Annotated in this window: 23 protein-coding genes; 3 read left to right on the top strand and 20 right to left on the bottom strand. The window is 69.2% G+C overall.

The window, feature by feature from the left end; all coding sequences use genetic code 11:
• Window positions 1-89 precede the first annotated feature (89 nt).
• From ahpF to ltnD, 14 genes are all read right to left on the bottom strand, one after another.
• Window positions 90-1,646: an alkyl hydroperoxide reductase subunit F gene (ahpF, locus tag C9F13_RS11305; protein WP_108446357.1), complete on the bottom strand. Its 1,557-nt coding sequence runs from the start codon at window positions 1,644-1,646 to the stop codon at window positions 90-92.
• A gap of 172 nt (window positions 1,647-1,818) precedes the next feature.
• On the bottom strand, window positions 1,819-2,382 hold the full coding sequence (gene ahpC / locus C9F13_RS11300) for an alkyl hydroperoxide reductase subunit C (protein ID WP_108446356.1): 564 nt from the start codon (window positions 2,380-2,382) through the stop codon (window positions 1,819-1,821).
• Between the two features lie 137 nt (window positions 2,383-2,519).
• Window positions 2,520-2,912, bottom strand: a complete 393-nt coding sequence (locus tag C9F13_RS11295; protein ID WP_108446355.1) for a ribonucleotide reductase subunit alpha — start codon at window positions 2,910-2,912, stop codon at window positions 2,520-2,522.
• A 194-nt stretch (window positions 2,913-3,106) separates the two neighbouring features.
• Entirely contained in the window at window positions 3,107-4,009 is a 903-nt protein-coding gene (locus C9F13_RS11290) for a DMT family transporter (protein WP_108446354.1), read from the bottom strand.
• A gap of 33 nt (window positions 4,010-4,042) precedes the next feature.
• Window positions 4,043-4,921: an NAD(P)-dependent oxidoreductase gene (locus tag C9F13_RS11285; RefSeq protein WP_108446353.1), complete on the bottom strand. Its 879-nt coding sequence runs from the start codon at window positions 4,919-4,921 to the stop codon at window positions 4,043-4,045.
• A gap of 40 nt (window positions 4,922-4,961) precedes the next feature.
• Window positions 4,962-6,422, bottom strand: a complete 1,461-nt coding sequence (locus C9F13_RS11280) for an aldehyde dehydrogenase family protein (RefSeq protein ID WP_108446352.1) — start codon at window positions 6,420-6,422, stop codon at window positions 4,962-4,964.
• Between the two features lie 44 nt (window positions 6,423-6,466).
• Window positions 6,467-7,741: a TRAP transporter large permease gene (locus C9F13_RS11275; RefSeq protein ID WP_108446351.1), complete on the bottom strand. Its 1,275-nt coding sequence runs from the start codon at window positions 7,739-7,741 to the stop codon at window positions 6,467-6,469.
• Complete coding sequence (locus C9F13_RS11270; RefSeq protein ID WP_108446449.1) at window positions 7,738-8,352, bottom strand: TRAP transporter small permease; 615 nt, start codon at window positions 8,350-8,352, stop codon at window positions 7,738-7,740. Before C9F13_RS11270 ends, C9F13_RS11275 begins: the two co-directional genes overlap by 4 nt.
• Before the next feature lie 65 nt (window positions 8,353-8,417).
• Entirely contained in the window at window positions 8,418-9,419 is a 1,002-nt protein-coding gene (locus C9F13_RS11265) for a TRAP transporter substrate-binding protein (protein WP_108446350.1), read from the bottom strand.
• Between the two features lie 60 nt (window positions 9,420-9,479).
• On the bottom strand, window positions 9,480-10,442 hold the full coding sequence (gene denD, locus C9F13_RS11260; RefSeq protein WP_108446349.1) for a D-erythronate dehydrogenase: 963 nt from the start codon (window positions 10,440-10,442) through the stop codon (window positions 9,480-9,482).
• A gap of 46 nt (window positions 10,443-10,488) precedes the next feature.
• The gene (gene otnI, locus C9F13_RS11255) at window positions 10,489-11,283 is read right to left on the bottom strand and encodes a 2-oxo-tetronate isomerase (RefSeq protein WP_108446348.1); all 795 of its coding nucleotides are present in this window, start codon (window positions 11,281-11,283) and stop codon (window positions 10,489-10,491) included.
• Between the two features lie 20 nt (window positions 11,284-11,303).
• Window positions 11,304-11,951 carry a 3-oxo-tetronate 4-phosphate decarboxylase gene (gene otnC / locus C9F13_RS11250; protein ID WP_108446347.1) on the bottom strand — a complete coding sequence of 216 codons (648 nt, stop codon included), beginning with the start codon at window positions 11,949-11,951 and terminating at the stop codon, window positions 11,304-11,306.
• Window positions 11,948-13,228 carry a 3-oxo-tetronate kinase gene (otnK, locus tag C9F13_RS11245; RefSeq protein WP_108446346.1) on the bottom strand — a complete coding sequence of 427 codons (1,281 nt, stop codon included), beginning with the start codon at window positions 13,226-13,228 and terminating at the stop codon, window positions 11,948-11,950. Before otnK ends, otnC begins: the two co-directional genes overlap by 4 nt.
• A 2-nt stretch (window positions 13,229-13,230) precedes the next feature.
• Entirely contained in the window at window positions 13,231-14,166 is a 936-nt protein-coding gene (gene ltnD, locus C9F13_RS11240; RefSeq protein ID WP_281261070.1) for an L-threonate dehydrogenase, read from the bottom strand.
• A gap of 133 nt (window positions 14,167-14,299) precedes the next feature.
• Between ltnD and C9F13_RS11235 the strand changes: the two genes are divergently transcribed.
• The 3 genes from C9F13_RS11235 (at window position 14,300) to C9F13_RS11225 (ending at window position 18,192) form a co-directional block, all read left to right on the top strand.
• Window positions 14,300-15,334, top strand: a complete 1,035-nt coding sequence (locus tag C9F13_RS11235) for a LacI family DNA-binding transcriptional regulator (RefSeq protein WP_108446345.1) — start codon at window positions 14,300-14,302, stop codon at window positions 15,332-15,334.
• A 432-nt stretch (window positions 15,335-15,766) separates the two neighbouring features.
• Entirely contained in the window at window positions 15,767-17,434 is a 1,668-nt protein-coding gene (locus tag C9F13_RS11230; RefSeq protein WP_245888765.1) for a BCCT family transporter, read from the top strand.
• A 224-nt stretch (window positions 17,435-17,658) separates the two neighbouring features.
• On the top strand, window positions 17,659-18,192 hold the full coding sequence (locus C9F13_RS11225; RefSeq protein ID WP_108446343.1) for an invasion associated locus B family protein: 534 nt from the start codon (window positions 17,659-17,661) through the stop codon (window positions 18,190-18,192).
• Window positions 18,193-18,293: 101 nt separating this feature from the next.
• Here C9F13_RS11225 and mntP read toward each other — a convergent pair whose 3' ends face one another.
• The 6 genes from mntP to C9F13_RS11195 all read right to left on the bottom strand — a co-directional run bounded on the left by mntP (window position 18,294) and on the right by C9F13_RS11195 (window position 26,604).
• Window positions 18,294-18,869: a manganese efflux pump MntP gene (gene mntP / locus C9F13_RS11220; RefSeq protein ID WP_108446342.1), complete on the bottom strand. Its 576-nt coding sequence runs from the start codon at window positions 18,867-18,869 to the stop codon at window positions 18,294-18,296.
• 293 nt (window positions 18,870-19,162) lie between these two features.
• Window positions 19,163-21,487, bottom strand: coding sequence for a heavy metal translocating P-type ATPase (locus C9F13_RS11215; RefSeq protein ID WP_108446341.1), 2,325 nt, complete (start codon window positions 21,485-21,487; stop codon window positions 19,163-19,165).
• On the bottom strand, window positions 21,484-22,848 hold the full coding sequence (locus C9F13_RS11210) for an APC family permease (RefSeq protein ID WP_108446340.1): 1,365 nt from the start codon (window positions 22,846-22,848) through the stop codon (window positions 21,484-21,486). The genes C9F13_RS11215 and C9F13_RS11210 overlap by 4 nt, the downstream gene beginning before the upstream one ends.
• 133 nt (window positions 22,849-22,981) lie before the next feature.
• Entirely contained in the window at window positions 22,982-23,755 is a 774-nt protein-coding gene (locus C9F13_RS11205) for a glutaredoxin family protein (protein WP_108446447.1), read from the bottom strand.
• Window positions 23,756-23,915: 160 nt separating this feature from the next.
• Window positions 23,916-24,686 carry a copper resistance protein B gene (locus tag C9F13_RS11200; RefSeq protein WP_108446339.1) on the bottom strand — a complete coding sequence of 257 codons (771 nt, stop codon included), beginning with the start codon at window positions 24,684-24,686 and terminating at the stop codon, window positions 23,916-23,918.
• Window positions 24,687-24,723: 37 nt separating this feature from the next.
• Window positions 24,724-26,604 (bottom strand): copper resistance system multicopper oxidase, encoded by a 1,881-nt coding sequence (locus C9F13_RS11195; protein WP_108446338.1) that lies wholly within the window; start codon window positions 26,602-26,604, stop codon window positions 24,724-24,726.
• Window positions 26,605-26,654 lie beyond the last annotated feature (50 nt).

Here is a 26,654-nt window from a genome sequence, read left to right as displayed (position 1 = left end):
GATCCTTGGACTGAACAACGAAAACGCCCCCGCCGGCAGGGCCGGCGGGGGCGTCGTCGATGGGCCGGGCACCAGGCGCCCGGCCGCGATCAGCTGCGGATCAGGTGGTCGAAGGCGCCGAGGGCGGCCTTGGAGCCTTCGCCCATGGCGATGACGATCTGCTTGTAGGGCACGGTGGTGACGTCGCCGGCGGCGAAGATGCCGGGAATCGAGGTCATGCCACGCTGGTCGACGACGATCTCGCCGCGCTCGGAGAGCTCGATGGGCGAGTCCTGCAGCCACTCGGTGTTGGGCACCAGGCCGATCTGCACGAAGACGCCCTCCAGGTCGACCCGGCGCAGCTCGCCGGTGGCGCGCTCCTCATAGGTCAGGCCGTCGACCCGCTTGCCGTCGCCATTCACCTCGGTGGTGCGGGCGCCGAGGATGATCTCGACGTTGGGCAGGCTGCGCAGCTTCTTCTGCAGCACCGCGTCGGCGCGCATCTCGTCCATGAACTCGAGCAGCGTCACGTGGCCGACGATGCCGGCCAGGTCGATGGCCGCCTCGACGCCGGAGTTGCCGCCGCCGATCACCGCCACGCGCTTGCCCTTGAACAGCGGGCCGTCGCAGTGGGGGCAGTAGGCCACGCCCTTGTTGCGGTACTCGGCCTCGCCGGGCACGCCCATCTCGCGCCAGCGGGCGCCGGTGGCCAGCACCAGGGTCTTGGCGCGCAGGCGGGCGCCGGATTCGAACGCCACCTCGTGCTCACCACCCGGCTGGGTGGCCGGCACCAGCGACACCGCCCGCTGCAGGTTCATGATGTCGACCTCGTACTCCTTGACGTGCTCCTCCAGCGCCGCGGCAAGCTTCGGGCCCTCGGTGCGGGGCACGGAGATGAGGTTCTCGATGCCCAGGGTGTCGAGCACCTGGCCGCCGAAGCGCTCCGCGGCCACGCCGGTGCGGATGCCCTTGCGCGCGGCATAGACCGCCGCCGCGGCGCCGGCGGGCCCGCCGCCGATCATCAGGGTGTCGAAGGTGGCCTTGTCGTTGAGCTTGGCGGCCTCGCGCTCGGCGGCACCGGTGTCCACCTTGGCCAGTATCTGCTCCAGGCTCATGCGGCCCTGGTCGAAGGGCTCGCCGTTGAGGTAGACGCTCGGCACCGACATGATCTCGCGCGCCTTCACCTCGTCCTGGAACAGCGCGCCGTCGATGGCGACGTGATGGACGTTGGGGTTGAGGATCGCCATCAGGTTCAGCGCCTGGACCACGTCCGGGCAGTTCTGGCAGGAGAGCGAGAAGTAGGTCTCGAAGCGCATCTCGCCGTCGAGGCTCCTGATCTGCTCGATCACCTCCTCGGAGACCTTGGGCGGATGGCCGCCGATCTGCAGCAGCGCCAGCACCAGCGAGGTGAACTCGTGGCCCATGGGGATGCCGGCGAAGACCACGCCGCTCTCTTCGCCGGGACGATTCAGGGCGAAGGACGGCGTGCGGGCATCCTGGCCGTCGAGCTTCAGGGTGATCTTGTCGGTCAGGCCGACGATGTCGGTCAGCAGGCCGTGCAGTTCCTTGGACTTGTCGCCGTCATCGAGGGACGCGACGATCTCGAACGGCTGAGTGACCTTCTGCAGATAGGCGTTGAGCTGGCTTTTCAGATTGTCGTCCAACATGACAGCGGCATTCCTTCATGTTCGGGGGTCAAGACGGAGGCATGAGGGGGCCGTGGCATCCCGCGCGGGGCGCCTCGGTTCGCTCAGGCTTCCGGAATAAGTACCCGGGCAGGGGATGCCCGGGTGGGGACAGGCGAGGCCGTGAAAGGCCTCGCCGGCAGGGGCAGATCGTTTAGATCTTGCCGACCAGGTCCAGGGAGGGAGAGAGGGTCGCTTCGCCTTCTTCCCACTTGGCCGGGCAGACTTCGTTCGGGTTGGCGCGCACGTACTGGGCGGCCTTGACCTTGCGCAGCAGCTCCTCGGCGTTACGGCCGATGTTGCCGGCGTTCAGCTCGATGATCTGGATCTTGCCGTCCGGGTCGACCACGAAGGTGCCGCGCTCGGCGATGCCCGCGTCCTCGATCAGCACCTCGAAGTTGCGCGAGATGGCGTGAGTCGGGTCGGCCAGCATCGGGTACTGCAGCTTGTTGATGGTCTCGGAGCTGTCGTGCCACGCCTTGTGGGTGAAGTGGGTGTCGGTGGACACGCCGTAGATCTCGACGCCCAGCTTCTTGAACTCATCGTAATTGTCGGCCAGATCGCCCAGCTCGGTCGGGCAGACGAAGGTGAAGTCAGCCGGGTAGAAGAAGAAGACGCTCCACTGGCCCTTGAGGTCGGCGTCGGAGACGTCGACGAACTCGCCGTTGTGGTAGGCGGTGGCGTTGAACGGCTTGACTTCGGTGTTCAGCAGGGACATTCGGTGATGCTCCTATCGACTTTCGTGGAATGGTTGGCGGGGATACGGGACGCATGGTAGCCCGCATCTCCTGATAGCGTAAATTGAATGGTGCCATGGCCCTGATAATTCAACCCTATGGCCCCGGTGGGCGGGCGTCAGCCGATGCTCACCGCCTCACCCTGCCGGTCGAAGGCCAGGAAGGAGGCGACGTTGCCCATCTTCAGCGACTCCACCATGCGGTTGAGGTGCTGCTCGGCCTTTGCCTCGGCGCTGGGACCGGCCAGGGCGGCCACGAAGACGATGTCCCACTCGGCGCCGGTCTCGCGGGACTCCGCCACCAGCGCCGCCATGTCGGAGAGCGCCTCGGGCGCCTTGTCGACGCAGACCACCGGGGTCAGCACGCCGCCCTCGCCCTGCTCGAAGCGGCGCCGCTGCTCCTCGCTGGGGTGGTCGGGCAGCTCGGCCCGGGTGAAGACGAAGAGCAGGCGCTGGGGCTCGGACTGGGCGCGCGCCTCGTCGAGCAGATCGGCAAAACAGGAAATGGCCACGGGCCCTCCTCGGGATGGCATGACGGATATGGGGCTGACGGGCTCGATGCCGACAGCTAGGGAGCAGCGTAACGGGCCGCGCCCCGCCTCGTGAAGGGAGCAGTGCGGCCCGTGCGACCCAGGTCAGGTTTCTTAGCGCCGGTCGAGCTCCCCGCTCCAACCCTGACCCTCACGGGGTCGCTCGACGGCAGCGCTCAACGGGAGGCCATCGCCGTGCGTAGGCGCTGCTCCAGCCGCCGCTCGTAGAGCCCCTTGACCACCAGAGTGCCCAGGACCAGCCCGCCCCCGACCAAGGCGATCGGCGCCGGGGTCTCGCCCAGCAGCCCCCAGGCCCAGAGGGTGCCGAACACCACCTCCAGGAGCAGCAGCAGGCCCACCTCGGCGGCGGGCAGATAGAGCGGACCACGCTGCAGCAGCGTCACCCCGGCCGGCACGATGAACAGGCAGAGCAAGGCGACCAGCAGCCAGCGGTCGATCGGCGGCATGGCGATCCCGCCCTGGCCCAGCAGCAGCACCATGGCCGCACCTCCGCCGACGATCAGGCCGTTGAAGACCAGCATGGGGCTCATGTCGACACCGGGTCGGCGGCGGCAGAGCGTGAAGTTGAGTGCCAGGGTCGTGGCCGCCATGAGGGCAAAGGCATTGCCCACCCAGGAGCCGGCCCCGGCATCGTCGAGCACGATCATCCCGATGCCCAGCATGCACAGCACGATCGCCAGCCAGGTGCGCCGCGGCAGGCGCTCGCCGAGGATCGCGCGGGAGAACAGGGCGGCGATCAGCGGCGCCCCCGCCAGGATCAGCAGGACGTTGCCCGCCTTGGTGTACTGGTTGCCCAGCACGAAGCCACAGGTCGTGAGGCTGAAGAGCAGGGCCACGGCGATGCCCGTGCCCCCGCAACGCCGATAGGCCTCGAGGGTCCCGCGCCCATGGCGCGCCAGCGCGATCAGCAGGAACCCCAGCGCCGAGAGCAATCCCCGCCACATCAGGATCTCGGCATCCGGCAGGGCCGCCAGCTTGATCAGCAGGGCATCCGGCGACATGATCAGCGCGCCCCCGCCGGTCAGCAACAGGCCCTGCTGGCGGTGGGAGAGGGACATGCCGTCATGCCTCCCGTGGATGGGGGGCCGTGATCATGGCCGGGCCGCCTGAAGGAGCGCGATGAGCTCCGGCACCATCCGGTCCTGATCCGCGATGCCCGCATAGAGCCCCTCGACCGCCCGGGCCAGGTCGCCGGAGGCGCCCAGTTCGTCGGTCATGGCCCGGTAGTAGCCGAGGTCCTTGGTGGCATTGGCCACGCTGAAGCGGAATCCGGACGGATCGCCGGCCTCGACGAAGGGACGCAGTCGCTCGAAGACCACCCCGGCGCCTCCGCCGCTGCCCAAGACCTCGAGGAAGGCCGCGTCGTCGATGCCCGCCCGGCGCGAGGCCGCCGCCGCCTCGGCGAGCACCGCCGAGAAGCCCAGCGACACGAAGTTGTGCAGCAGCTTGAGAGTATGCCCCGCTCCCACCTCACCGGCATGGGTGATGGTCTCGGCGAAGCTCTCCAGCAGCGGGTGCAGTTCGGCATAGAGCGCCGCCGGGGCCCCGACGATCAGGTTGAGTCGCCCCGCCTCGGCCTCCTTCGGCGTGCGAGTCATGGCCGCGTCCATGAAGCGCCCCCCCGCCTCGTCGACCCGCCGGGCGACCCTGGCCGTCGAGCTGGGCAGGGCAGTGGAGCAGTCGATCACCACGGTGCCGGGCGCGAGCCCCTCCAGCACCCCGCCGGCCTCGAACAGGACCGCCTCGACCTGGGGGGAGCCGGTCACGCAGAGGATGACCACCTCGGCGGACTCGGCCACCTCGCGCCCGGTGGCCCAGGCGGTGGCGCCGGCGGCCAGCAGGTCGTCCACCGGCTGGTTGCCCGGATGGTCGAGGAAGCACAACCGATGGCCGGCCTCGAGGAGGTTTCGCGCGATGCCATGGCCCATCAGGCCGACACCGATCAGTCCGACACGCACTGTCTCTGTCATTAGGATCTCCTTGTGCGAATAGAAGCCGGCTGCCGGCACGTCAGCCATGCCGGATGGCCAGGGTCTTCAGCCGGGTGTAGCTCCTGAGCCCCTCGAACCCCTTCTCACGGCCATGGCCGGAACGTCCCACGCCACCGAAGGGCAGCTCGATGCCGCCGGCGGCGCCGTAGTTGTTGACGAACACCTGGCCGCTGCGGATGCCCTTGGCGAGGCGCAGCTGCCGCCCGCCGTCCCGGGTCCAGATCCCCGCGCAGAGGCCGAAGTCCGTGGCATTGGCGAGGGCCAGCGCCTCCGCCTCGTCCTCGAAGGTCTGCACCGCCAGCACGGGCCCGAACAGCTCCTCCCGCACCACCTCGTGGCCGGCCGGGATGTCGGTCAGCACCTGCGGCACCACGAAGTGCCCTCCGGCGGGCGCCCCCTCGGCCAGCTGCCCCTGGACCAGCACCCGGATGCCATCGGCCCGGGCGGCCTCCAGCCGGGCCTCGAGGCCGGCCCTCTGGCGGGCACTGATCAGCGGACCACAGTCGGCATCGGCCTCGCCGGCATCGCAGCGCAGCGCCGAGAAGCGCTCGACGAGGCGCGCCAGCACCGGCTCGGCCACCTCGCGTTGGACCAGCAGGCGACTGCCGGCGGAGCAGGTCTGGCCGGCATTCTGGATGATGCCGCGCACCACCGCCTCGAGCGCCAGGTCCAGGTCGGCATCGGCGAAGATGACCTGAGGCGACTTGCCCCCCAGCTCCATGGTGACCGGCACGTGGTGCACGGCCGCGGCCTGGGCCACCAGGGTGCCGGTCTCGGGGGAGCCGGTGAACGAGAGGTGGTCGATGTGCGGATTCGCCGCCAGGGCGGCACCCGCCTCGCGGCCCAGCCCCGGGACGACGTTGAGCACGCCGGGAGGCAGGCCCGCCTGCGTTGCCAGCTCGGCCAGGCGCAGCACGCTCAGGCAGGCCTCCTCCGCCGGCTTGAGCACCACGGTGTTCCCTGCCGCCAGGGCGGCGGCGACACAGCGGCCGAAGATCTGGGCGGGATAGTTCCAGGGAATGATCTGGGCGCAGACCCCGAAGGGTTCGCGCCAGGTCATCACCGCGAAGTCGTTCTCGAAGGGGATCGTCTCGCCGTGCAGCTTGTCGGCGGCCCCGCCATAGAAGCGGAAGTAGCGGGCGCAGGCGGTGATGTCGCCCCGGGCCTGGGTCATGGGCTTGCCGGTATCGAGACACTCCAGCTCGGCCAGGCGCTGGTGATCGGCCTCGATGGTGGCGGCGAAGGCCAGCAGCCACTCGCTGCGCCGGCGGGCGCTCCAGTCCGACCAGTTACCCAGACGACCGGCAAAGGCGTCACCGGCCGCCTGGACGGCCTCGTCGACCTCCTCGGCCTGGCCGCGGGCAATCCGCGTGAGAGTCTCGCCCCATGCGGGAGCCTCGACCGCCAGGGTCTCGCGAGTGGCGACCCATTCACCGCCGATCAGGGCCTGGTGGCGGGGCATCTCGGGTAGAGCAGGCATGGCGTGGCCTCCGGGTGATCAATGTCATCACAGTGTTGTTGTCATCAATAGAGCAGGTCGACCAGCCCCAGCGAGATCCAGGGCAGGTAGGTGATGGCGATCAGGCAGGCCAGCACCACCAGCACGAACCGCATCAGCCAGGGCAGCAGCTGGTCGACGGACAGCCGGGCCACCGCACAGGCCGCGAAGAGGTTGACGCCGAGCGGCGGAGTGAACATGCCCAGCGCCAGGTTCACCACGACGATCAGGCCGAAGTGCACCGGATCGATGCCGTACTGGATGGCGATGGGGGTGAAGATCGGCGCGAGTACCAGGATCGCCGCGGAGGTCTCGATGAACATCCCGACCACCAGCAGCATGACGTTGACCGCCAGCAGGAAGGCGATGGGACTGTCGAAGACCTGAGTGACCCAGGCTGCCACCTCGCTCGGCAGCCCCGAGCGGCTGATCAGGAAGCTGAACAGCGCCGCCGCCGCGATGATCAGCATCACCGCCGCCGTCGAGATCACGCTCTCCTTGAAGATCGGAAACAACTCCGCCAGGGGCAGCTCGCGGTAGATCAGACCGCCCACGATCAGCGCATAGACCACCGCCACGGCAGAGGCTTCGGTGGGGGTAAAGACCCCCCCGTAGATGCCGCCGATCACCACCACCGGCATCAGCAGGGCGGCCCAGGCCCGCTTGAAGGCGGTCGGGAAGTCGTGGCGGTCCTCCCGGTCACGCAGCCCGTAGCCGCGGACCTTGCAGAACAGGTAGAGGAACAGCAGCAGGGCACCGCCGATCAGCAGCCCCGGGCCGATGCCGGCGATGAACAGCTTGCCGATGGAGGTGTCGGTGCTCACCCCGTAGAGGATCAGCGGGATGGAAGGCGGGATCAGCACCCCCAGCTCGGCGGAGGAGGCCTGGATGGAGGCCGCCAGCGGACGCGGATAGTCGTGCTTGACCATCGCCGGAATCAGGATCGAGCCGATGGCGAAGGTGGTGGCCACACTGGAGCCGGAGACCGCGGCGAACATCATGCAGGTCAGCACGCAGGTCATGGCCAGCCCGCCCTGGAGACCGCCGACCAGGGCCTTGGCGAGGTCCACCAGGCGCCGCGAGATCCCCCCGGCGGCCATCAGGTTGCCGGCCAGGATGAAGAACGGGATCGCCATGAGGGGGAAGTTGTCGATGCCCACGAACATCTGCTGGGGCACCAGCAGCAGCGGCAGGCGCGAGAAGAACTCGATGCCGATGATCGAGGCCAGCACGATCGAGACGGCAATGGGCACCCCCAGGCTGAACAGGATGATCAACGAGAGTCCAATGGCGGCATTCATGAGCGTTCACTCCTGTCGTTGGGCTTGCCGGGGGTAGCGGCATCCTGAGCGGACCTGCCGGTCTCGGGCTTCGCGTCCTCGCCGGCCACCGCCGGGGCCCCGGGCAACGCTTCCTCCACGACCGGGCCGATGGTCTCCTGGCCGGTGGCCTGGGCGAGCAGGCGGGCGAGCACGGCGACCAGCGCGAAGCTCGCCCCCACCGGCATGGCGGCATAGGCCCAGGCGATCGAGACCTCGAGCCCCGACAGCATCTGCGTCTGGACGCGCAGCATCATGGCGGTACCGAAGTAGATCAGCACCACCAGCACCACGGCGCAGCACGCGGCGACGAAGCCCTCCAGCCAGATCAGGCGACGCCCCGGTATCAGCTTGTAGATGACCTCCACGGACATCATGAACCCGCCCCGGAAGCCTGCCGCGGCCCCCAGGAAGACACACCAGATCATGGCCGAGCGGGAGATCACCTCGGACCAGGTCGAGGGGGCATCGAAGACGAATCGCGTCATCACCTGGTAGAACCCCAGGGTGACCGACACGATCAGCATGAGCACGGCGCCGAGCAGGGCCAGACGCGTGGTCTGGCGCTCGACCCTGAGAAAGAGTTGCAGCATCGTGGCCACCATCAGAGAAGCAAGGCCCCGGCACCCTGGGGGTGCCGGGGAAACGGGTCAGCGGATCAGCAGTCGCTGGCGCGCACGCGGTCGAGCATCTCGCTGCCGTACTGGTCGGTGTAGATCTGGTAGGCCGGCTTGACGGCTTCCTGGAACGGGCCCTTGTCGATGTCCGTTTCCACGGTCATGCCGTTCTCGCGCAACAGCTCCACCCCCTCACTCTCGAGACGCGACACTTCCTCGCGGGTGGCCTCGGCGGATGCCTGAGCGGCCTGCTCGAACCAGCCGCGCTGCTCCTCGGAAAGCCCGTCGATCAGGATCGGGGAGCCCAGCACCACGGCGGGCGAGTAGACATGCCCGGTCAGCGAGAGATGATCCTGCACTTCCCAGAACTTGGTGGCGACGATCACCGTGATGGGGTTCTCCTGGCCATCCACGGTGCCCTGCTGCAGGGCGGTGAACACCTCGGGGAAGGCCATCGGCGTGGGGTGCACACCCATCTGCTCGAAGGCCTCCATGTGCACCTTGTTCTCCATGGTGCGGACCTTGAGGCCCTCGGCGTCCCCCGGTGAGGTGACCGGGCGCTTGCTGTTGGTCATGTGACGAAAGCCGTTCTCCGACCAGGCCAGGCCCACCAGGTCGTGGTCACTCATCTTGTCGAGCAGATCCTGGCCGACTTCGCCGTCGAGCACGCAGCGCGCCTGGTCGTAGTCCTCGAACAGGAACGGCAGGTCGAGCACATAGGTCTGCGGCACGAAGTTGCCCAGCGGGCCGGTGGAGGTGATCACCACGTCCACGGTGCCGATCTGCAGGCCCTCGATCATGGCACGTTCGCCGCCGAGGGCGCCCGAGGGATGCTCCGCGACCTCGAACTCGCCGTCACTGAGGCGCTCCAGGGTCTCCTTGAAGGCATCGGCCCCGACCGAGTAGTGGGAACTGTCGGAGAGGGTGTGGCCCAGGTTGATGGTCTGTGCCGCCTGGGCGCTGAGCGCCCCCATGGCGAGCGCGGCGGCGGTGGCACCGGTGATGGCCGTGACCAGGGTGCGGCGTGCGAAGGTAGCGTTCATTGTTGTTACCTCATTTGGCGTTGACGCTTGGGAAGGACCCCAGGACGCGTGGCCCCGGGATCAGGCACGTTCGTCGAGGAAGGCCTCGACGATCTCGCGGAAGTTCTTGTCGCCGTGGAAGCCGAGCCGACGGGCGCGGTCGTTGGTGAAGCGCGCCGGCCAGCTGCCGACGATGGCTGCGATGCGCGCATCGGGCTCGTGCCGGACCAGGGCCAGCGCCTCCTCGCCGGCCACCTCGCGCAGCGCCTCAAGCATCTCGTCGACGCTGACGGTGATACCCGGCAGCATGAAGGCCCGGAAGGGCCCCAGGGCCTCACCCGGCACCTCGGCGCCGTGGATCAGGGCCTCGACCACCCTGGCCGGCGACATCACGAACAGGTCCAGGTCCGTGGGTACCGGGCAGACGGCCGCCTCGCCGTTGAGCGGCTCGCGCAGGATGCTAGAAGCGAAGCTCGACGCCGCGGCATTGGGGCGCCCGGGACGAATGACGATGGTCGGCAGGCGCAGCACCAGCCCATCGACGAGCCCGCGACGGCTGTAGTCGTTGACCAGCAGCTCGCTCATGGCCTTCTGGGCGCCATAGGAGTTCTGGGGATGCAGCGCGGTCATGTCGTCGAGGACCTCGGGCAGGTCGCCGCCATAGGCCGCCACGGAGCTGGCCATGACCAGGCGGGTAGCGGACAGTCCCTGGGCACGACAGCCCTCGAGCAGGGCCCGGGTGGCATCGAAGTTGACGCGCATGCCCAGGTCGAGGTCCGCCTCGGCCGCCGAGCTGACCACGGCGGCCAGGTGGTAGATGACGTCAGGCCGGGCCTCCAGCACCGGGTCCAGGGCGCCCGGGGCGCTGATGTCCAGCGCCAGGGCGCGAATCTCGACGCCCTCCCGTTCGATGGCAGGTGGTTCGCTCTGGTCGACCAGGGTCAGGCGACGGATGGCGGTGCCATTGAGCTCCCCGCGGTCGAGGAGCTGGTGCACGAGGCGCTGGCCGAGAAAGCCGGCGGCGCCGGTGATCGCGATATGCATGGGGTCTCGCTTCCTGGGATTGTCGTTGTCGTGTCGGACCGTCCGGTCAGGGCTGAAGCCCGTAGTCACGGCCCCAGCCCAGGCCGTCGCGGGTGCCCGCGGCCGGCCGGTACTCGCAGCCGACCCAGCCGCGATAGCCCAGAGCCGCGAGGCGCTCGAGCACCGCCGGGTAATGGACCTCGCCGATGTCCGGCTCGTGGCGCTCCGGCACCCCGGCGATCTGCACGTGACCGATGTGCGGCAGCAGCCACTCGAGATGGCGGATCAGGTCGCCTTCCATGATCTGGCAGTGGTAGAGGTCGAACTGCAGGCGCAGGTTGTCGCTGCCCACCGCCTCGAGGACCGACAGGGCCTGGTCCTGCCGGGACAGGAAGTAGCCCGGCATGTCACGGGTGTTGATCGGCTCGATCAACAGGTCTCGTCCGGCCTTGGCCGCCTCCCCGGCGGCGAAGCGCAGGTTCGCCAGGAAGGTGGCGTGATGGGCCTCGCGGACCTCGCCATCCGCGTTCTCCGGGAGCAGCCCGGCCATGGCGTGCACGCTTGGGCAGTCCAGGGCCTCGGCATAGCGCAGCCCCTCGATCACGGCATCACGGAACTCTGCCTCGCGGCCCGGCAGGCTGGCGAGCCCGCGCTCGCCAGCCTCCCAGTCACCGGGCGGCAGGTTGAACAGCACCTGCTCGACGCCGTTCTCATCCAGTGCCGTGCGCAGCGCCTCGGGGGAATGGGCGTAGGGAAAGAGGTACTCGACCCCCCTGAAGCCGGCACCGGCGGCCGCGGCGAAGCGGTCGAGGAAGGCATGCTCCTGAAACAGCATGCTGAGGTTGGCGGCCAGTCGGATCATGATCGGTCCTCGCTGAGGGGTCAGTCGCGCGGGAAGCGCGCTTCGAGTTCTGCCACCTGCTCGGGGCTCAGACCACGGGGATTCTGGCCACGCAGCAGCAGGTACAGCTTGGCGGTCTCCTCCAGCTCTTCGGTGGCATAGACCGCGGCCTCCAGCGACTTGCCGGCGACCACCGGGCCGTGGTTGGCCAGCAGCACCGCGCTGTGGCGACCGGCCAGCCCGCGCACGGCATCGCCCAGTGTCGGGTCGCCAGGGATGTGATAGGGCACCAGCGGCAGGCGGCCCACCCGCATCACGTAGTAGGCGGTCAGCGGCGGAATGCAGTCGCAGGGATCCACGTCGGGCAGGCAGGAGACGGCCACCGAGTGGGTGGAGTGGAGGTGCACGATGGCGCCGGACTGGGGGCGCTCCTCGTACATCGCCGTGTGCAGGAAGTGCTCCTTGGTCGGTTTGTCACCGTCGAGCAGCCGGCCGTCCCGGTCCAGGCGTGCGATGCGCGCCGGGTCCAGGCGTCCCAGGCAGGCATTGGTGGGGGTCATCAGCCAGCCGCCATCCTCGAGGCGCACGCTGATGTTGCCGCTGGAGCCCATGGTCAGGCCGCGGTCGAACAGCGACTGGCCCAGGGTGGCGATCTGCTCGCGCAGTGAGTTGATCTCGTGAGCACTCATGGCAGCACCTCGAAGGCTCGGGTGAAGAAGTCCGGGCCACCGAAGTTGCCCGACTTGAGGGCCAGGGACAGCGGGGCCTCGCGATCGGCGAGCGGCGCCTGGGTCCAGGGCACGCCGGGGTCGATCTGATCGCCGATGCGCAGGGTACGGATGCCCAGCGCCGAGACCACCGCCCCGGAGGTCTCGCCGCCGGCGACCACCAGGCGACCCACGCCCTCCGCCACGAGCTGGCGGGCGAGCCGCCCCAGCGCCGCCTCGACCAGCTGTCCGGCGCGTTCGGTGCCGAGCGCCGACTGGGCGGCCCGGACCCGCTCCGGGTCGGCGGAAGCATAGACCAGTACGGGGCCGCCGACCGCCAGCCGCTCGCGGGCGAAGGCCAGGGCCGCCTGGAAGTGATCATCGCCTTCGGCGAGGGCCAGCGGGTCCAGGGCATGGCCCGGATGGCGCTCGAGGAAATGGGCGACCTGGTCCAGGGTCGCCCGCGAGCAGCTGCCCGAGAGCACCAGGGGACTGCCCGCCGCCGGGGCGAGGCGGCCGGGTTCGGCGACGTCGGCCAGCCAGCCCCGACGCCGGTACTGCGTCGGCAGCGCCTGGCCGAGCCCGGAGCCGCCGGTGACCAGCGGCAGATCGACCACGGCTTCGGCGATCACCTCGAGGTCCTGCGCGTCGAGAGTGTCGCAGATGACATGGCCGATCCCCTGCTCGCGCAGCGTGTCCAGGTGCTGGCGGGTGGACTCGCCGCCCTCGGCCAGCACCGGGCGGGCCGCCAGCCCCACCGGACGCGACGCCTGCCGGGACAGCACCCGCACCAGATCGGCGTCATGCATGGGGTTCAGCGGATGGTGCTGCATGCCGCTCTCGTTCAGCAGCCGGTCGCCGACGAACAGGTGGCCCTGGTAGACGGTACGACCGTTGATCGGGAACGCCGGCACCATCACGGTCTGCGGCGCGCCGAGGCGTTCCATCAGCGCCTCGCTGACCGGACCGATGTTGCCCTTTTCCGTGGAGTCGAAGGTCGAGCAGTACTTGAAGAAGATCTGCCGCGCGCCCTGGCCCTGTAGCCAGTCGAGGGCGGCGAGGGAGTCCCCGACGGCCTCGGTCACGGGGCAGGAGCGGGACTTCAGCGCCACCACCACGGCATCGATGTCGTCCAGGGCCAGCGGCTGCTCCGGCACGCCGATCACCTGCAGGCAACGCATGCCGCTGCGCACCAGGTTGTTAGCGAGGTCGGTGGCCCCGGTGAAATCGTCAGCAATGGCGCCCAGCACGATCGCCATGGTCACGCCTCCCCCGGGTCGTTGGCCGCCTCGGGCAACGCGATGCCCGACAGCCGCTCGTAGACCTTGATCACGGCCGAGTCGTCCTCACGCCCGAAGCCGGCGCCCTTGGCCGCGGTGAACTGCTGCAGGGCACTGGCGGCCACCGGCGTCGGCATGGCCAGCTCGCGGCCGGTATCGTGGACGATGTTGAGGTCCTTGACGAAGATGTCGACGGCGGACAGCGGCGTGTAGTCGCCCTTGAGGATATGCGGCACCCGGTTCTCGAACATCCAGGAGTTGCCCGCCGAATGGGTGATCACCTCATAGACGGTGTCCGGGTCCAGTCCCATGCGGATCCCCAGGGCCATGGCCTCCGCCGCCGTGGCGATATGCACCCCGGCCAGCAGCTGGTTGACGAGCTTCATGCTCGAGCCGATGCCGGCCGCATCACCCAGTCGATACACGGTGGCCGCCATGCCGTCGAGCGCCGCAGCGGCCTTGTCGAAGGCCGCGGGCGTCCCGGAGGCCATGACCGAGAGCTCGCCGCTGCGCGCCTTGGCCGCCCCGCCGCTGATCGGCGCATCGAGCATCTCGAGCCCGGCCTCGGCCAGCCGCTCGCCGAGCCGGCGGGCGATGCTGGGAGCCACCGTGGCGCACTGCAGTACCACGCTGCCCGAGGCGAGGTGGCCGACCAGCCCCTGATCGCCAAACAGCACCTGCTCGACCTGCTCGGCGTTGACGACCACCAGGAGCACGATGTCGCAGTGCGCGGCCAGCTCCGCCGGGGTGGCGGCCGCCCGCCCGCCCTTGGCCTCGAAGGCCTGACGGGCCGGAGCCGAGACGTCGCAACCCGTCACCGACAGCCCCTGTTCAAGGAGTGCAGTGGCCGTGCCCATGCCCATGGCGCCCAGGCCGATGACCCCGATGCGAGGCGCGCTTGCGGAAATGTCACTCACCTTTCGATCTCCCGATGGTCGTGTGATGCGTTGTGCGCTGTGATTCGTGATGGTAGCGCTACCATGTTAGCGCTACCATAGTTCTAGGCGAGTGACTTTCCCGCTGCAAGCCCAGTGTGCAAGGATGAGACCAATGTCTAACCAGGATCCCAACAGGACACGGCGCCGCCGCGGCTCGGCCCGGCCCACCCTCAAGGAGGTCGCGGCCGCCGCTGGCGTGTCCTCCATTACCGCCTCCCGCGCGCTGAATGCTCCCGAGCGCGTCAACGAGGAAACCCGCAAGCGGGTCCTCGAGGCCGTCGACCGGGTGGGCTACGTGCCCAACCTCGTCGCCGGCAGCCTGGCGTCCGCCCGTTCCCGCTTCATCGCGGTGATCGTGCCGTCGCTGGCCAACGCGGTCTTCATCGAGGTGATCAAGGGCCTTCAAGACACCTTCGAGGCCCGGGGCTACCAGATCCTGCTGGGCAATACCGATTACGACCTCCAACGGGAACAGCAACTGGTCCGGACCTTCCTCGGTTGGTCCTGCTCGGCACTGGTCACGGCAGGGCTGCGTCACAGCGAAGGCTGCAGCGCCCTGCTGAGCAACTGGGATAAGCCGATCATGGAAGTGATGGAGCTGGGGGAGGCCCTCGACCTCAACGTCGGGCTCGATCATGAAGAAGCCGGGCGCTGCATGACCCGCCACCTGCTGGAACGGGGCTATTCCTCGATCGTCTACGTGGGGGCCTGCATGGACCGGGACTACCGTGCCCACATGCGCTTCTGGGGGCATCGACAGGTACTGGAAGCGGCCGGCCTGGCCGCCCCCCTGATCGAGCTGGACCGGCTAGGCAGCCTGGAAGCGGGGGCCGCCGGACTCGACCGTGCCTTGGCGGAGTTTCCCGACACCCAGGCCATCCATTTCGCCAACGACGACTTGGCGACCGGCGCCCTACTCCATGCGCAGCGCCTTGGCCTGCGGGTGCCCGAGGATATCGCCATCGCCGGCTTCAATGGCCTGCCATTGGGGCAGCACGTTACCCCGAGCCTCACCACCATTCAGTCCCCCCGAGAGGCCATGGGAAGGCAAGCGGCGGAACAGGTCCTGAGGCGCCTGGACCACCAGCCGGTAACCCGACGCCAGCAGGACGTGGGCTTCCAGCTCCTGGTCGGCCAGAGTACCTGAGTCACCAGGGCCAACCCCTTGCATGAGCCCGGGCTCCGAGGCCGCAGGGGCCGGCGACTCGAGCTCGGCACCCAGCGCCGCGGCGCCACCATCATGCCCACCCTTCCTCGCGTGCCGCTTGAGCGCCCCGCATCCCCTCGACGAGTCCGCCGATGCCTAGCGTTGAGGACTCCAATGGCAATTATCTTGGCAAGTCATCAGACTAACGAGGCGTTCGACCCCTCAGATCGTGACGCAGAGGTGCCTTCGTCGGCGTGCTCATCGAGGAGTCGCGAGCGGTATCGGCAGCTCATGGTCCTCGTGGCCTGGCAGCCGTCCATCGCTCCTGCGGCCGCGATCGCGAAACGGTAGCCGGCTGGACACCCGCCACATCGATGCGCCCGTGAACACATGCGACGCCCTCCTTGCGTTTCCCCCACCGGAGATTTCCCCTTGGAAAATGATGCCCCCCAAGCGCCCGGAGACAAGGGCACCCCCGTCTCTGACGGCGTCCCCAAGCCGGAAGGCCCGGCGAACCTGATCGATACCGACTACGTGATCGGCCAGGATAACGTGACCGCCAGCCGCTTCGGCCTCGATGTCGACCTGCACGGCAAGGTGTTCTCGATCTCTGCCCTGACGATCCTGTTCTTCGTGTTCATCACCCTGGCCCTGCAGGACCAGGTCGAGCCGATCTTCGATGCGGTCTTCGCCTTCCTGACCGGCAACATGTCCTGGTTCTTCCTGCTGGCGGCCAACGTCTTCGTGCTGCTGGCCGTGGGACTGATCTTCACGCCCCTGGGCAAGGTGCGGATCGGCGGTGCCCACGCCACGCCGGACTTCAGCTACACGGGCTGGTTCGCGATGCTGTTCGCCGCCGGCATGGGCATCGGCCTGATGTTCTACGGCGTCTCGGAGCCGCTGACCCACTTCGGCACCGCCCTGGGCGGCACCAGCATGGAGGATGGCGTGCGGACCGACTGGGCACCGCTGGGCGCCGCGGCCGGCGACACCGACGCGGCGATCTCGCTGTCCATGGCGGCCACCATCTTCCACTGGGGCCTGCACCCCTGGGGCATCTACGCGGTGGTGGCCCTGGCCCTGGCGCTGTTCTCCTACAACAAGGGCCTGCCGCTGACCATCCGCTCGATCTTCTACCCGATCCTGGGGGAGCGGATCTGGGGCTGGCCGGGCCACGTCATCGACATCCTGGCGGTGTTCGCGACCCTGTTCGGCCTGGCGACCTCCCTCGGCCTGGGGGCCTCGCAGGCGTCGGCCGGCCTCGGTTACCTGTTCGACATCCCCAACAACAACGTCACGATGGTGCTGCTGATCGTGGGGATCAGCGCGGTGGCGCTGCTCTCCGTCATGGCCGGCGTCGACAAGGGCGTGCAGCGCCTCTCCCAGGTCAACATGGTGCTGGCCTTCCTGCTGCTGGCGTTCGTGATCGCCGTCGGCCCGACGCTCGCCATCGCCACCGGCTTCGTCGAGAACCTGAGCGCCTACCTGGTCCACCTGCCGGCGCTGTCGATGCCCTTCGGGCGTGAGGATGCCAACTTCAGCCAGGGCTGGACCGCCTTCTACTGGGCCTGGTGGATTTCCTGGTCCCCGTTCGTCGGCATGTTCATCGCCCGCGTCAGCCGAGGCCGCTCGGTGCGTGAATTCCTGATCGCCGTGCTGCTGGTGCCGTCGCTGGTCTCGGTGCTGTGGATGACCGCCTTCGGTGGCACCGCCATCGACCAGGTGATCACCGACAACTTCCAGGGCGTGAAGGAGGCGGCGCTGGAGCTGCAGCTGTTCGCGATGCTGGGCCAGCTGCCGCTGACCGCCATCACCTCCTTCGTCGGCATCGTGCTGGTGATGGTGTTCTTCATCACCTCCTCGGACTCCGGCTCGCTGGTGATCGACTCCATTACCGCCGGCGGCAAGGTCGACGCGCCCAAGCCCCAGCGCATGTTCTGGGCCATCATCGAGGGCGTGATCGCCATCGCCCTGCTGCTGGGCGGCGGTCTGGCCGCGCTGCAGACGGCGGTGATCACCACCGGCCTGCCCTTCACGCTGGTGCTGCTGGCGGCCTGCTACGCCATCATCAAGGGGCTGCTCTCCGAGCCGCGAGGTTGACCCCGGCACTCCCCGGCCCTGCCGGGGAGTGCCCGCGTCGTTTCGCGTGGCCCACCGGCCATCCGCGGGCCGGGCTCGACCTCGCGCCGGCGAACAGGCATGGTTGGGCCCTAGAGTCGGGTGTCGCGCCGCGACGCGGGAGGCCGCCTCCCCCCGGCGACGAGACCCGAGTGCCGTGCCCCCCACGAGCGTTCATGGCCCCCGAGGCCAAGGAGGAAACACCGATGTCGAACCGTCTGACCAGACGCCTGTGCCTGACCGCCCTGCTGTCACTGCTGGCCATCGCGCCCAGTGCCTTCGCCCAGCAGGCGACGCCGGGCGCCGGCGGGGCCAATGTCCAGACCGAGCAGTTCCGTGACTGGCAGGTGCTCTGCCCACCCGAGGGCCAGCAGGGTCCCTGCACCATGAGCCAGCTGGTCACCAACCCGAACAGCAACGACCCGCTGATGCGGGTGATCCTGGGCTATCCGCCGGAGCTCAATGGTCGCCCGGCGATGACCTTCCTGCTGCCGCTGGGCGTGCGCCTCGCCGCGGGGCTGCAGCTGAGCGTGGGCGGCGGCGAGCCGGCCCAGTTCCCCTATCAGGTCTGCCTGCAGCAGGGCTGCCGTGCCGACCTGCCGGTGCCGCCGGCGCTGCTCAGCGACCTGCGCGGCGGCAGCAGCGCGACCCTGAGCCTGGTCGGCCCGCGGGGCAACCGCATGGACCTGGACATCTCGCTGATGGGCTTCACCGACGCCAGCGCGCGCATCGCGCCCTGAGCGAACGACCGCCCCGAGACGCCAACGCCCCGGCCACTGGCCGGGGCGTTTCGTTGGGGCTTGGGTCGGAGCGAGCTCGGCGATGCCGCGGGGTGCGGGCCCTACCAGAGCCCCACGTGCTCGTGCAGGATGGCGGTGCCGATGCCGATCAGCACGACGCCCCCGAGCAGCTCCGCGCGCTTGCCGATCAGCGCCCCCAGGCGGCGCCCCAGCATCACGCCCAGGGTCGCCATCAGCGTGGTCGCCAGGCCGATGGCCAGGGCGGTGACCAGGATATTGACCTCCATGAAGGCCAGCCCCACCCCCACGGTCAGCGCATCGATGCTGGTGGTGACGGCGGTGGCGATCAGCAGCCAGCCGCCGTGGCGGCGCGGCGCGTCATTCGCCTCGTTCACCGGTTCGGGCGCGGCGAGGCCGGCGAGGATCATGCGCCCGCCCAGCAGCAGCAGCAGGGCGAAGACCACCCAATGGTCCCAGGCGTCGATATGGCGCGAGGCGCCGTAGCCCAGCACCCAGCCGATCAGCGGCGTCAGGCCCTCGATCACGCCGAAGATCAGGCCGGTGCGCAGCGCCTCGCGAAAGCGCGGCTGGCGCAGCACGGCGCCCTTGCCGATGGCGACGGCGAAGGCATCGGTGGACATGGAGAAGGCCAGCAAGGTGGTGGAAAGCAGCGTCATCCTGAATCGCATCCCGGCCGGGCGTTCACCACGACGGCACGGCGCGCCCGGCCTGGGGCACCGCACCATCGATGGTCTCGCCAACCCGGAGGTACACCTGCCACGGCATCTGGCCGACTGTGTTGACAGGCATGCTCACGAGGGCCGTGAGCCGGCTACTCCCCAACGAAGGGCATGAGGATCGGCGGGGGTGCCGCCGTCCTCGAGGCGGGAGTATATCAAGAGTTGTTGTTGCCATGCAGCACGTCGGCACCGCCGATGGCGCGATATCGCCCCGCCTCGAGGCAGCAGGGTCAGCTCGCCTTCAGGGTCACCAGGCGCAGCCGCAGGGCATTGGCGATCACGCTGACCGAGGAGAGCGACATGGCCGCCGCCGCGATGATCGGCGACAGCAGCAGGCCGGTGAAGGGATAGAGGATGCCGGCGGCGATCGGCACCCCCGCGGCGTTGTAGACGAAGGCGAAGAAGAGGTTCTGGCGGATGTTGCGCATGGTGGCCCGGGAGAGGCGATGCGCCTCGACGATGCCGGTCAGGTCGCCGCGCAGCAGGGTCACGCCGGCACTCTCGATGGCCACGTCGGTGCCGGTGCCCATGGCCATGCCGACGTCGGCGGTCGCCAGCGCGGGCGCGTCGTTGACGCCGTCGCCGGCCATCACCACCACGCGCCCCTCGTCGCGCAGCCGCTGCACCACCCGCCCCTTGTCCTCGGGCAGCACCTCGGCCTCCACCTCGTCGATGCCCAGCCGGCGGGCCACCGCCTCGGCGGAGGTGCGGTTGTCGCCGGTGAGCATGACGACCCGCAGCCCGTCGGCCTGCAGAGCGCGAATCGCCTCCTCGGTGGTCGCCTTGACCGGGTCGGCGATCGCCACCAGGCCGGCCAGGCGACCTTCCACGGCGGCGAAGATCACGGTGGCCCCGTCGCCGCGCAGCCGCTCGGCCTCGTCCTCCAGCTCGGCCAGGTCCACCGCCTCGTCCTCCATCAGCAGGCGATTGCCGAGGGCGACACGCCGCTCCTCGACCCGGCCCACCACGCCCTTGCCGTTGGGCGAATCGAAGTCCGTGGCCTCGGAGAGCGCGAGCTCTTCCTCCTTGGCCCTGTCGACGATCGCCTGCGCCAGGGGATGCTCGCTGCCGCGCTCCAGCCCCGCGGCCAGCCGCAGCAGCTCGGCGGCGTCGCCGCCCGCGACCGGCCGCAGCTCGGTCACCCGCGGCTTGCCTTCGGTCAGGGTGCCGGTCTTGTCGACCACCACGGTGTCGACCTTCTCCAGGCGCTCCAGCGCCTCGGCGTCGCGGATCAGCACGCCGGCCTGGGCCCCGCGTCCCACGCCCACCATGATCGACATCGGCGTGGCGAGCCCCAGGGCACAGGGGCAGGCGATGATCAGCACGCTGACCGCGGCGATCAGGCCGAAGGCCATGGGCGGTGCCGGCCCCCACAGCGACCAGGCGATGAAGGCCAGCGCCGCGATCAGCATCACCACCGGCACGAAGACCCCGGCCACCTTGTCGGCGAGGCCCTGGATCGGCGCACGGCTGCGCTGGGCGTTGGCCACCATCTGCACGATCTGCGACAGCATGGTGTCGCGGCCCACCTTGTCGGCGCGCATGACGAAGGTGCCCTGGCCGTTGATGCTGCCGCCGATCACGCCGTCGCCGGCGGCCTTGCGCACCGCCAGCGGCTCGCCGGTGACCATCGACTCATCGACGTTGGAGCGCCCCTCCAGCACCTCGCCGTCCAGCGGCACCTTGTCGCCGGGGCGCACGCGCAGACGGTCGCCGACCTGCACCTTGTCGAGGGAGACCTCCTCCTCCTGGCCGTCCTCGTCGAGGCGCCGCGCGGTGGCCGGGGCCAGGTCGAGCAGCGCGCGGATCGCCCCGGAGGTCTTCTCCCGGGCGCGCAGCTCGAGGACCTGGCCCAGCAGCACCAGCACCACGATCACCGCCGCCGCCTCGAAGTAGACCGCCACCGAGCCGTCGGCCTGGCGGAAGGTCGCGGGGAAGAGGCCCGGCACGATGGTCGCCAGCAGGCTGTAGAGCAGCGCCGCCCCCGTGCCGATGGCGATCAGGGTGAACATGTTGAGGCGGCGGCGCACGATGGAGCGCCAGCCGCGCACGAAGAAGGGTGCACCGGCCCAGGCCACCACCGGGGTGGCGAGCAGCAGCTGGATCCAGTTCGAGACCTGGGGCGCGATCAGGTGGTCGAGGCCGACCACATGGCCACCCATCTCCAGCACCAGCACCGGCAAGGCCAATACCAGCCCGATCCAGAAGCGCCGCGTCATGTCCTTCAGCTCCTCGGAAGGCCCGGTATCGGCGGTGACCGTCTCGGGCTCCAGGGCCATGCCACAGATGGGGCAGTCCCCCGGCCCCTCCTGGCGGATCTCCGGGTGCATGGGGCAGGTGAAGATCGTGCCGGGGGGCGCCGGTTCGGCGGGGCTGTCGTCGCCCTGGTCGCCCTGCAGGTAGGCGTCAGGATCCCCTTCGAACTTGTGCCGGCACCTCGCGGAGCAGAAGTACCAGGTCTTTCCCCCGTGGGAGGCGCGGTGCTCGGTCCGGTGGGGATCGACCTTCATCCCGCAGACGGGATCGGTCACCTCATGGGTGTGTTCCTGGATCATGCTCCCTCCTCCTTGCGGTGGCTGCCCTTCGCGTCATGCGAAGGGGCGTGGTGGTCGTCGTCCTGCGCGGGCCGCCGGGAAAGAAAGGCGTGTTCCGCGACCAGCATCACGACCATGGCACCCGCGGCAACGAGCAGCACCAGGGGATCGGTGGTCGCCTTCACCCAGAGGAAGCCGCTCAGCACGACCAGGTCCAGGCCGATGGCGACCAGCAGGATGACCGGCCTGGCCTTCACCTGCTCGCGCAGATGGCGCAGCACCCCCCAGTGGATGGCGATGTCCATGACCAGATAGAAGATGATGCCGAGGGCGGCGATGCGGCTCAGATCAAAAAATGCCGTCAACAGCAGGCCGAGCACGATGGTATAGACCAGGGTGTGCTTCTGGATGCTGCCCGGCATATGGAAATGACGATGGGGCACCAGCTGCATCTCCGTCAGCATCGCCAGCATCCGCGACACCGCGAACACGCTGGCGATGATGCCGCCGGCCGTCGCCAGCATGGCGAGCAGGACGGTGAACCAGACGGCGGCCTCCCCCAGGGCGGGGCGAGCGGCCGCGGCCAGCGAGTAATCCTGCGTCGCGATGATTTCGGCGAGGGACAGGTTGCTGGCGACGGCGAGGCCCACCAGCGCATAGATCACCACGCACAGGACAATCGAGACGATGATGGCCCGGCCGACGTTACGGTGCGGGTCGCGGATCTCGGCACCGCTGTTGGTGATGGTGGTGAAGCCCTTGAAGGCCAGGATGCCGAGCGCGGTGGCCCCCAGGAACCCGGAGACGCTGGGCGCCGGCGCCTCGGCCGTCGCCCGGATGCCGAGGGAGTCGGCCACCAGCACCCCCACCACGCCGAACAGGAGGATGCCGCCTATCTTGATGCCCCCCAGCACCGACGCGACGCCCTGGATCAGCGTGTTGGCGGAGAGGTTGATCAGGAAGGCGGCGATCAGCAGGCCCACCCCCAGCGACGGCACCCACAGCGACCGGTTGACGCCATCGAACAGCTCCAGGGCGTAGGAGCCGAAGGTTCTCGCCAGGAAGCTCTGGGCGATCACCATGGAGAAATACATCAGCAGCGCATGGAAGGCGGTGGGCAGCCTGGGCCCGTAGGCCTTGTGGAGGTACATGCCGATGCCGCCGGCGGACGGGTAGGCGTTGGACAGCTTGACGTAGGAGTAGGCGCTGAAGCCGACGATCATCGCCGCCGAGAGGAAGGCCAGAGGGAACAGCTCGCCGGTCATGTCGGCCATCTGGCCGGTCAGCGCGAAGATGCCGGCGCCGATCATCACCCCGGTTCCCAGGGCGATGGCCCCGGTGAGCGAGAGGCTGTCGGCCTGATACTCGGGCAATCTATCCATGCACACCTCATCTCGTCATGGGACGCGGCACCGCCCGCGTCCGAATGACCCGCGTGGCCGCCGACACGCCCGGGCGATGTTCCCACCTCGACATGCGGCACCCCCCATCATCGACGACCGGGGCGGCTTCGCGTCACAGGATGAGCGACTTCAGGGGCATCCACAGCCCCATGCCGATCATGACCAGGTTCTCGGTCAGCGAGACGAAGCCCAGGGGAACGTTGCTGTTGCCGCCGACGCAGGCGCACTTCAGCTCGCGCTTGTCGAGATAGACGGCCTTGAAGACAGAGACGGCGCCCACCGTGCCGATGAACAGCGCCAGGGGGGCGGCGAGCCAGATCAAGGCGCCGGCCAGCATCAGCACCCCGGCCAGGGTCTCGGCGAAGGGGTAGACGTAGCCGTAGCGGACGTGGCGCAGGGCAAGCAGGTCGTAGTTGAGGAACATGGTGCTGAAGCTTTCGACGTCCTGCAGCTTCTGGAGCCCCAGCAGGGCCATGGCGGTGGCGACCGCATACTCCAGCATGCGCCCCGAGACGAGGGTGCCGTCGGCCGTCCAGCTCACCGCCAGGCCGATCAGCAGGGCGGTCGCGAAGATGGCGATGACCGGCTGGTAGCTGGTCTCCTGCTCGCCGGGCACGCGCATGCCGAGATACTCGCGGACCTCCTCGTAGCCCCCCACCCGCGTCTCGCCGATGTAGACCTGGGGCGTGGTGTCGACGCCGGCCTCCTCCTTGAACGCCTCGATCGCCTCGCGCGAGTCGAGGGTATGGTCCTCGACCCGATAACCCTTGCGCTGGAGCAGGTCCAGGGTCTTCAGGCCGAACGGGCAGAGGTGCTCGTCGGTCTGCATGCGGTAGAGGCGCGCGGTCTCGAGCGTGGAAGACGATGCCGAAGTAGCGTGGCTCATGATCATCGGTCTCCTTGCCAACACGAAGTGCTCGACGGGGCGCGCTTCTCGCCACCAGGGGGGCACGACTCGCCCCCGGCAAGAGCGGCGCCCGTCACGATATCCCTAGCCTAGAACCCTTGTGTGACCCAAGGGTCAAGGCGGGGCGCGCCGAGGCGGGTCACAGCAGCAGCCGGACCCCGGCGACGAGGCCGCTGTCCTCGGTGGCATCGCCATCGGCCCGGGACAGGTCGGCAGTATCGCCATACTGCTTCTCCCAGTAGGCCCCCAGGTAGGGCGTGACGCGGCGCATCACCGCATAGCCCAGGCGCAGGCCGAGACGCACCGAATTGAGCCCCTCGCCGACGCCGAATTCCTCGACCTCGCTGGCGGCCAGGAGGATCTCGGTGCGCGGCTGCAGGCTGAGGCGCTGGGTCAGGTGCAGGTCGTACTCACCCTCGAGGCTCGCCGAGAGATCGCCCGCGTCGCTGAGGCGCAGTGCCACGTCGGTCTCGATGCCGTAGGGCATCACCCCCTGCAGGCCGACCACGCCATAGCCGCGCTCGGCGTGGTCGTCCGAGACCACCCCGCCCTGATAGCCCAGGCCGCCCTGCAGCTCCCAGAAGTCGGCGATCAGCCGGCTGTAGCGCAGCTCCAGCGATTCGAATTCGGCGTCCTCGCCGTCGCCCTGGACGTTCTCGCCCTCCGACTTGAGGTAGACCCGGTTGACGTCGCCGCCGTACCAGGCCTGCAGATCCCACACCAGGGCCTGCGGCCCCTCATCGGGCAGGGCATACTCGAGGCGGTCGACCAGCACCATGCCCAGGGGATGCTTGACCATGGGGGGCGGCCAGTCGGCGGGCGCGGCATAGCCATCCTCGGCCTGGGCGGCGGGCAGCGCCAGCAGGGCCAGGGCGCCGCCGGCCGCGATCATGACGTGTCTGGTGTTCATGCGTTCTCCTTGCGAAACCTGATGGACGAGAGCGGGCTCACGAGACCTGGACGACCCGGAACATGCCGGCCTTCATGTGATAGAGCAGGTGGCAGTGGAAGGCCCAGCTGCCCTCGGCATCAGCGGTGATCAGCGCCGAGACGCGCTCGCCGGGCTTGACGTTCAGGGTGTGCTTGCGGGGGATGAGCGCGCCGTGGCCGTTCTCGAGTTCCATCCACATGCCGTGGAGGTGGATCGGGTGCTCCATCATGGTGTCGTTGACCAGGACCAGGCGCAGGCGCTCGCCGTGCCGGAAGTGCAGGGGCCCGGTCATCTCGCTGAAGGTCTTGCCGTCGAAGGACCAGATGTAGCGCTCCATGTTGCCGGTGAGGTGCAGCTCCAGCTCGCGCTCGGGCTCGCGGCGGTCCGGCCAGGGGGTGAAGGCCTTGAGATCGCCGTAGACCAGGGTGCGACGCTCACCCGGCGTGATGCCGATGCCCGCCTGGCCATAGCGCGAACCCGGCTGTGCCGTGCCGGCCGCCAGCAGGCCGTTGGCGCCCAGCCGGCGCCGTTCCCCGGCCATGCCCGCCATGGTGCCGTGATCCATGCTCGGCATGCCCTGGGCGCCGGCGGTGCCCGTGCCCGCCATGGCGCCGTGGTCCATGCCCGCCATGCCCTGGGGGCCGGCATCGCCCATGCCCGCCATGGCGCCGTGGTCCATCCCCGCCATCCCTTCGGCACCTGAATCCTCCATGCCCGCCATGGCGCCATGATCCATGCCCGGCATGGCGTGGGCGCCCATCGCCTCCATGCCGCGATCGGCGATGGTGCGGCGCTCGGGGAGTGGCGCGCTCATGCCCTCGCGGGGCGCCAGGGTGGCGCGGGCGTAGCCGCTGCGATCCATGGTCTCAGCGAAGATGGTGTAGGCCGTGTCGTCCTCGGGGGCGACCAGCACGTCATAGGTCTCGGCCACGGCGATGCGGAACTCGTCGACGGGGACCGGCTGCACGGGCTGGCCGTCGGCCGCCACCACGGTCATCTTGAGCCCCGGGATGCGCACGTCGAAGTAGGACATCGCCGAGCCGTTGATCACCCGCAGGCGGATCCGCTCGCCGGCCTTGAACAGCGCCGTCCAGTTCTCCTCGGGGGCGTGCCCGTTGAGCAGGTAGCTGTAGGTGCTGCCGGTGACGTCGGCGATGTCGCGGGAGCTCATGCGCATCTTCGCCCACATGCTGCGCATCTCGGCGGTGGCGGCGAAGCCCTGCTCGCGCACGTCGGCGAAGAAGTCGGCGACGGTGCGCTCCTGGTCGTTGTAGTAACCCTCGGCGGTCTTGAGGTTGCGAAAGACCGTCATCGGATCCTCGAAGGTCCAGTCGGTGAGCAGCAGCACGTGCTCGCGGTCGTAGCGGAACGGCTCGCGCTTCGCGGCATCGATGATCAGCGGACCGGCATGGCCCAGCTGCTCCTGCAGGCCGGAGTGGCTGTGGTACCAGTAGGTGCCGTTCTGGCGTACCGGGAAGCGGTAGGTGAAGGTCTCGCCGGGGGCGATGCCGGCGAAGCTCACCCCCGGGACGCCGTCCATGCCGGGCGGCAGGATCAGGCCGTGCCAGTGGATGGAGGTGGGCTCCTCGAGCAGGTTGGTGACCTTGAGCACCGCCTCCTGCCCCTCCCGGAGGCGGATCAGCGGCCCGGGACTGGTGCCGTTGATGGTCATCGGCCGGGCCGAGCGGCCGTCGATCGGCAGCGTCTCCTGGCGGATGGCCAGCGCCACCTCGGGCCCCTCCTCGGCGCCCTGGGCATAGACGCTGCTGCGCCCCCAGGGGTCGGCCCAGCTCGGACCAACCCCCAGGGCGGCGGCCGAGCCCAGGCCCAGCGCCGCCCCGCCCTTGAGGATCTGCCGACGCGTCAGCGGGTGATGGATGACTCCGGAACCTGGCATGGGGGGAACTCCCGTCGATGGCTGATGCCGCCATCCTGACGGGCCAAGCT

Source organism: Halomonas denitrificans, assembly GCF_003056305.1.
GTDB lineage: Bacteria > Pseudomonadota > Gammaproteobacteria > Pseudomonadales > Halomonadaceae > Halomonas > Halomonas denitrificans.
The sequence above is the reverse complement of the archived record's forward strand: the minus strand, read 5'-3'. Positions and strand labels throughout refer to the sequence as shown.

Coding starts and splice junctions, on each gene's coding strand:
- ahpF (WP_108446357.1), bottom strand. CDS start 1,646: ATGTTGGACGACAATCTGAAAAGCCAGCTCAACGCCTATCTGCAGAAG.
- ahpC (WP_108446356.1), bottom strand. CDS start 2,382: ATGTCCCTGCTGAACACCGAAGTCAAGCCGTTCAACGCCACCGCCTAC.
- C9F13_RS11290 (WP_108446354.1), bottom strand. CDS start 4,009: ATGTCCCTCTCCCACCGCCAGCAGGGCCTGTTGCTGACCGGCGGGGGC.
- C9F13_RS11285 (WP_108446353.1), bottom strand. CDS start 4,921: ATGACAGAGACAGTGCGTGTCGGACTGATCGGTGTCGGCCTGATGGGC.
- C9F13_RS11280 (WP_108446352.1), bottom strand. CDS start 6,422: ATGCCTGCTCTACCCGAGATGCCCCGCCACCAGGCCCTGATCGGCGGT.
- C9F13_RS11275 (WP_108446351.1), bottom strand. CDS start 7,741: ATGAATGCCGCCATTGGACTCTCGTTGATCATCCTGTTCAGCCTGGGG.
- C9F13_RS11270 (WP_108446449.1), bottom strand. CDS start 8,352: ATGCTGCAACTCTTTCTCAGGGTCGAGCGCCAGACCACGCGTCTGGCC.
- C9F13_RS11265 (WP_108446350.1), bottom strand. CDS start 9,419: ATGAACGCTACCTTCGCACGCCGCACCCTGGTCACGGCCATCACCGGT.
- denD (WP_108446349.1), bottom strand. CDS start 10,442: ATGCATATCGCGATCACCGGCGCCGCCGGCTTTCTCGGCCAGCGCCTC.
- otnI (WP_108446348.1), bottom strand. CDS start 11,283: ATGATCCGACTGGCCGCCAACCTCAGCATGCTGTTTCAGGAGCATGCC.
- otnC (WP_108446347.1), bottom strand. CDS start 11,951: ATGAGTGCTCACGAGATCAACTCACTGCGCGAGCAGATCGCCACCCTG.
- otnK (WP_108446346.1), bottom strand. CDS start 13,228: ATGGCGATCGTGCTGGGCGCCATTGCTGACGATTTCACCGGGGCCACC.
- C9F13_RS11235 (WP_108446345.1), top strand. CDS start 14,300: ATGTCTAACCAGGATCCCAACAGGACACGGCGCCGCCGCGGCTCGGCC.
- C9F13_RS11225 (WP_108446343.1), top strand. CDS start 17,659: ATGTCGAACCGTCTGACCAGACGCCTGTGCCTGACCGCCCTGCTGTCA.
- mntP (WP_108446342.1), bottom strand. CDS start 18,869: ATGACGCTGCTTTCCACCACCTTGCTGGCCTTCTCCATGTCCACCGAT.
- C9F13_RS11215 (WP_108446341.1), bottom strand. CDS start 21,487: ATGATCCAGGAACACACCCATGAGGTGACCGATCCCGTCTGCGGGATG.
- C9F13_RS11210 (WP_108446340.1), bottom strand. CDS start 22,848: ATGGATAGATTGCCCGAGTATCAGGCCGACAGCCTCTCGCTCACCGGG.
- C9F13_RS11205 (WP_108446447.1), bottom strand. CDS start 23,755: ATGAGCCACGCTACTTCGGCATCGTCTTCCACGCTCGAGACCGCGCGC.
- C9F13_RS11200 (WP_108446339.1), bottom strand. CDS start 24,686: ATGAACACCAGACACGTCATGATCGCGGCCGGCGGCGCCCTGGCCCTG.
- C9F13_RS11195 (WP_108446338.1), bottom strand. CDS start 26,604: ATGCCAGGTTCCGGAGTCATCCATCACCCGCTGACGCGTCGGCAGATC.